Genomic DNA, 4,154 nt, shown 5'->3' on the forward strand with positions numbered 1-4,154 from the left:
CTGTTTCAGGCAGGCGAGCTTCCAGGACGTGGCGAAAGATGCGTGGTATGCAAAAGCGGTTTCCTTTACCGCCGCAAGGGATATCACCTCCGGTACGGGAGGCAGCAATTTCAGCCCCGAGGCGAAGCTGACCAGGGGGCAGTTCGTGGTAATGCTTATGAAGGCATACAGTATAGCCCCGGACGCCAACTCGAAAGACAACTTTGTGGACGCGGGCAGCACTTATTACACCGGCTACCTTGCAGCCGCAAAGAGGGTCGGCATATCCGCGGGCGTGGGCAGCAATATGTTTGCTCCTGAGAAGGAAATCACCCGCCAGGAAATGTTCACCCTGCTGTACAATGCGCTGAAAGCAATCGGCAAGCTACCACGGGGCAATTCAGGAAAACAATTGTCTGGTTTTAGCGATGCAAAGCAAGTGGCCTCCTGGGCAAGAGATGCCGTTACGCTGTTTGTTGAAACCGGAATTATCGGAGGCAATGGCGGCAAGCTCTTGGCCACGAATACAACGACCAGAGCCGAAATAGCACAATTACTGTATAATTTGTTAGCAAGGTAAAAATGCCTCTCGGGTATTTAACAAACATACAGATAAGCGAAAAATAAATATTATATAGAAAGCAGATAGCTGCCCAGGTTAAAAACAAAACAAGGCTATCTGCTTTCTTATCGTAACAGGGGGACGGTTCTATTGTTACAAAAGGAGAGACTTTATTATGTTGCGAAGCCCAGGCCAACTTGGCAAAACAGGTATCAATCATTATAATTGAGGATTTTGCATAATAGCAAAATTCTCATCAACAAATCTTTGATTGATTATAGAAAAAAACAAAAACCTTTTGTAACAGCGCAGGCAGGGATTTAACTCTGTCCTGCCATATTGTTTAAATGCTCCCTCTGAACCAAACATGCCTATCAACATAGGCGATCAAGAGAACCGTCCCCTCAATCGCTCTCTGCGAACAAGTTGCCGTTTGCTTGATTGAATGTGGAATTTCAGATAATCTATTGGTAATTGAATAAATGAGTGATTTTATACTAAATCAAGATAAGAAGAGACCCGATGTAATCGGCCATGAAGAGTGAGGTGCTAAAACATGGGAATTACCTTAAATGATCTAAGAAAAGAGAGCGAGAATATAAAGAAAATTGCACAGAAACATGGTGCCGGAAATATACGAGTATTCGGATCCCTTTCTCGCGGAGAAGAAGGGCCGGACAGTGATATCGATTTTCTTGTTGATTTTGAAGAGGATCGAAGTCTATTTGATCTGGTGGGGCTTAAGCTGGAACTTGAAGAATTTCTGGGCCACAAAGTTGATCTGGTTACTGAAAATGCTATACATCGTTTGATTTCCGCCAAGGTAAAGAAGGAGGCGGTTCCGCTATGAAGGATGATAGCGTGTATCTGATCCATGTTCTGGAATGCATTAAGCAAATTGAGGAGTACACGATTAATGGCCGTGAAGAATTTATGAACTCTCGGTTAATTCAGGATGCGGTTATTCGAAACATAGAAATCATAGGTGAGGCCACTAAACAGGTGTCCCCTGGATTGCGCAGGCAACATCCGGAAATTCCTTGGAAGGAAATGGCTGGTATGCGGGATGTACTCATCCACGATTATATGGGGGTTGACCTGCAAATCGTATGGAATGTTGTTGCTCGCAATTTGGCTGAGATTAAGGAGCATTTAAGGGGATTGCTGCCTAACGAATCATAGGGCTTTTTATTTATTATTTGATGGATATTTGATAGGAGTATGCGAAGGCGATCAGAGAACCGTCTCCCCCCAATCCAAGCTGGACATTGATCGCCGGAGCAAGCTGGCGGGGATTTTAGAATAGAAAAACTATCCTTTCGAACGGGGCGAATTAAAAAAACCTGCTTTATGATTTAGCATAGAGCAGGTTTTTTATTTTTTCATAGCAAGATTAAGAGGGTGCAAAGCGCTTAAGGTGCTTATTCCTTTTTCAAAGGAGGTACTTTGGTGAACAACATTCAATCCGTCACTCCGCTGGAGAGCTTTCGGCTGCTGGTGGCGTTCAACAACGGCAGCAGCATAACGGTGGACTTGTCGGCCAAGCTGAAGACCGTCCGTTTTGCCGAGCTTTCCGATATAGAGCTGTTTAACGACGTCAGGGCCGACAAAAATGGCAGTGAAACAATCGTCTGGGGAGACGGCGTATTGAAAATACCGCTTTATGAGCTGATTGACGTTGTCATCAGCGGTAAATAGGAAAAAACTGAAAACGGAGGATGGAAAATGAGAATGAAACGATTTTTAAGCTCAATTTTCTGCATGACACTGATATTCACCCTTCTGCCGGTGACGGCGCTGGCGGCGAGCAATGCCGCAGAGTACATCTTCGACGTGTCGGAGGGCAGCATAACTGTCAGCGCGGGTACAGAGAGCGGCACGCTGAAGGTGAGCTACGGAGCTTCTCAAACGTTGGACAACATCCCGGCCTCCCAGGAGATCACCATTACCGGCGAGACGACGGTTAATACCGTCAACGTAAGCTCCAGCGTGACAGCGAACATTAGGCTTTCCGGCGTGAACATCAACGTGTCGGGCGTATCTGATAGCGCGTGCGCCTTCAACATGAGGGCCGCGACAGTCAGGCTGACGCTGGCGGAGGGGACCTCAAACACCCTGAAAAGCGGAAAGGACCGTGCCGGATTGGAGGTTCCAATCGGTGCGTCGCTTACCATCGACGGCCAGGGCTCGCTTGGATCGTATAGCAACGGATGGGGCGCGGGCATCGGCGGCTGTAATCACGTCTACTACGGTTATAACAGCGATGGCGGAACGATCACTATCAATGGCGGCACGGTTTCGGCATCCAGCGGTGAAGGTGCGGGCATCGGCGGCGGTTATGAAGGCGTTAGCGGCACGGTCACCATCAACGGCGGCACGGTCACGGCGTCCAGCGTTTACGGTGCGGGCATCGGCGACGGTGATAACAGTGAGCAGATGAACCTTAATCATAGCGCGCGCGGTAGGGTCACCATCACCGGCGGCACGGTTATGGCATCCAGCCAAAGTGGCGCGGGCATCGGTGGCGGCCAATATGCCATGGGCGCCACGGTCACCATCAACGGCGGCACGGTCACGGCGTCCAGCGTAGACGGTGCGGGCATCGGCGCCGGAGAGGAACGCGATGGCGGCAGGGTCACTATCAATGGCGGCACGGTCGCGGCGTCCAGCCATCAAGGTGCAGGCATCGGCGGCGGCTATGCAGGCTCCGGCGGCACGGTCACCATCACCGGCGGCAGCGTAAAAGCGCAAAGCACAGATGGTCAAAGTATCGGGGGTGGCTGGGGGAGATTCGCAAGCGGTACTCTAACAAACGACAGCGGGAAGAACGTTTACCTCACCACAGTGACGCTTTCCGGCGTGTCAGCCAAAACGGCGGTCTCTGCTCTGTTTACAAACCTTGACTATACATACGGCATAAAGGACATATGGACCGACACAGACGGCAAGCTCTATCTCTATCTGCCGGAAGGCGCCCTTACCTGGGGCGCGCGAACGCCGGCGCAGGGCTATTTGGGTTCGGTCGTGACGACCACCGATTCTGCTAACTCGCTCGGCACCCTTGAAGCTGACCATACACCGCCGACCGTAACAGGCGTCATACCAAACGGCACGGACGCTCCCGGAAACTACAGGATCGCCGTAACCTTTTCCGAGCCCATGAGCGCTTCCGAGGGGACGGTGTCGCTTGACGGCGGTACGACCGCTCTTTCCGGCGGCGTCTGGTCGGATGGCAATATGAAATACACAGTTCCCTACTCCGGACTTTCCGCCAATACAACCTACACGGTCACCATTTCAGGCTTTCAGGACGTGATGGGCAACACGATGTCGGCCGACAGCTCGCACAGCTTTAAGACAGGCTCAATACTGGAAGCTGATCCGCCAGCGCTTAAGGCGGGAGTTCCTACCCAAGTAACGGCAGAAGTAATTATAGGATCTCCCTATACCCTGGACCTGGACAGCATATTTGAGGATCCACATGAAAGTACATTGACTTATCTGGTATCCGTAAATGGAGCCGCCTACAGCGAAGCTAATGCAAATTACACCTATACTCCGCAGAAGTCCGGAACAACCACATTGGTATTTAAGGCTATAAATGCACGCGAAG

The 4,154-nt window shown here is 50.6% G+C and carries 5 protein-coding genes; all 5 read left to right on the forward strand.

Annotated elements, in window-relative coordinates:
* The coding region (locus JCM14374_RS12710; protein WP_172674234.1) for an S-layer homology domain-containing protein at positions 1-559 on the forward strand (559 nt) is incomplete at its 5' end.
* A 538-nt stretch (positions 560-1,097) separates the two neighbouring features.
* Positions 1,098-1,391 carry a nucleotidyltransferase family protein gene (locus JCM14374_RS12715; protein WP_054698141.1) on the forward strand — a complete coding sequence of 98 codons (294 nt, stop codon included), beginning with the start codon at positions 1,098-1,100 and terminating at the stop codon, positions 1,389-1,391.
* A complete protein-coding gene (locus JCM14374_RS12720) occupies positions 1,388-1,723 on the forward strand; it encodes a HepT-like ribonuclease domain-containing protein (protein ID WP_054698143.1) in 336 nt (111 codons plus the stop codon). The genes JCM14374_RS12715 and JCM14374_RS12720 overlap by 4 nt, the downstream gene beginning before the upstream one ends.
* A 267-nt stretch (positions 1,724-1,990) precedes the next feature.
* The gene (locus JCM14374_RS12725; protein ID WP_054698146.1) at positions 1,991-2,239 is read left to right on the forward strand and encodes a DUF2442 domain-containing protein; all 249 of its coding nucleotides are present in this window, start codon (positions 1,991-1,993) and stop codon (positions 2,237-2,239) included.
* 27 nt (positions 2,240-2,266) lie between these two features.
* Positions 2,267-4,154 (forward strand): Ig-like domain-containing protein (locus tag JCM14374_RS12730; RefSeq protein ID WP_172674235.1); only part of this gene is annotated, 1,888 nt, incomplete at its 3' end.

Source organism: Syntrophomonas palmitatica JCM 14374 (assembly GCF_001311885.1).
Taxonomy (GTDB): Bacteria; Bacillota; Syntrophomonadia; order Syntrophomonadales; family Syntrophomonadaceae; genus Syntrophomonas_A; species Syntrophomonas_A palmitatica.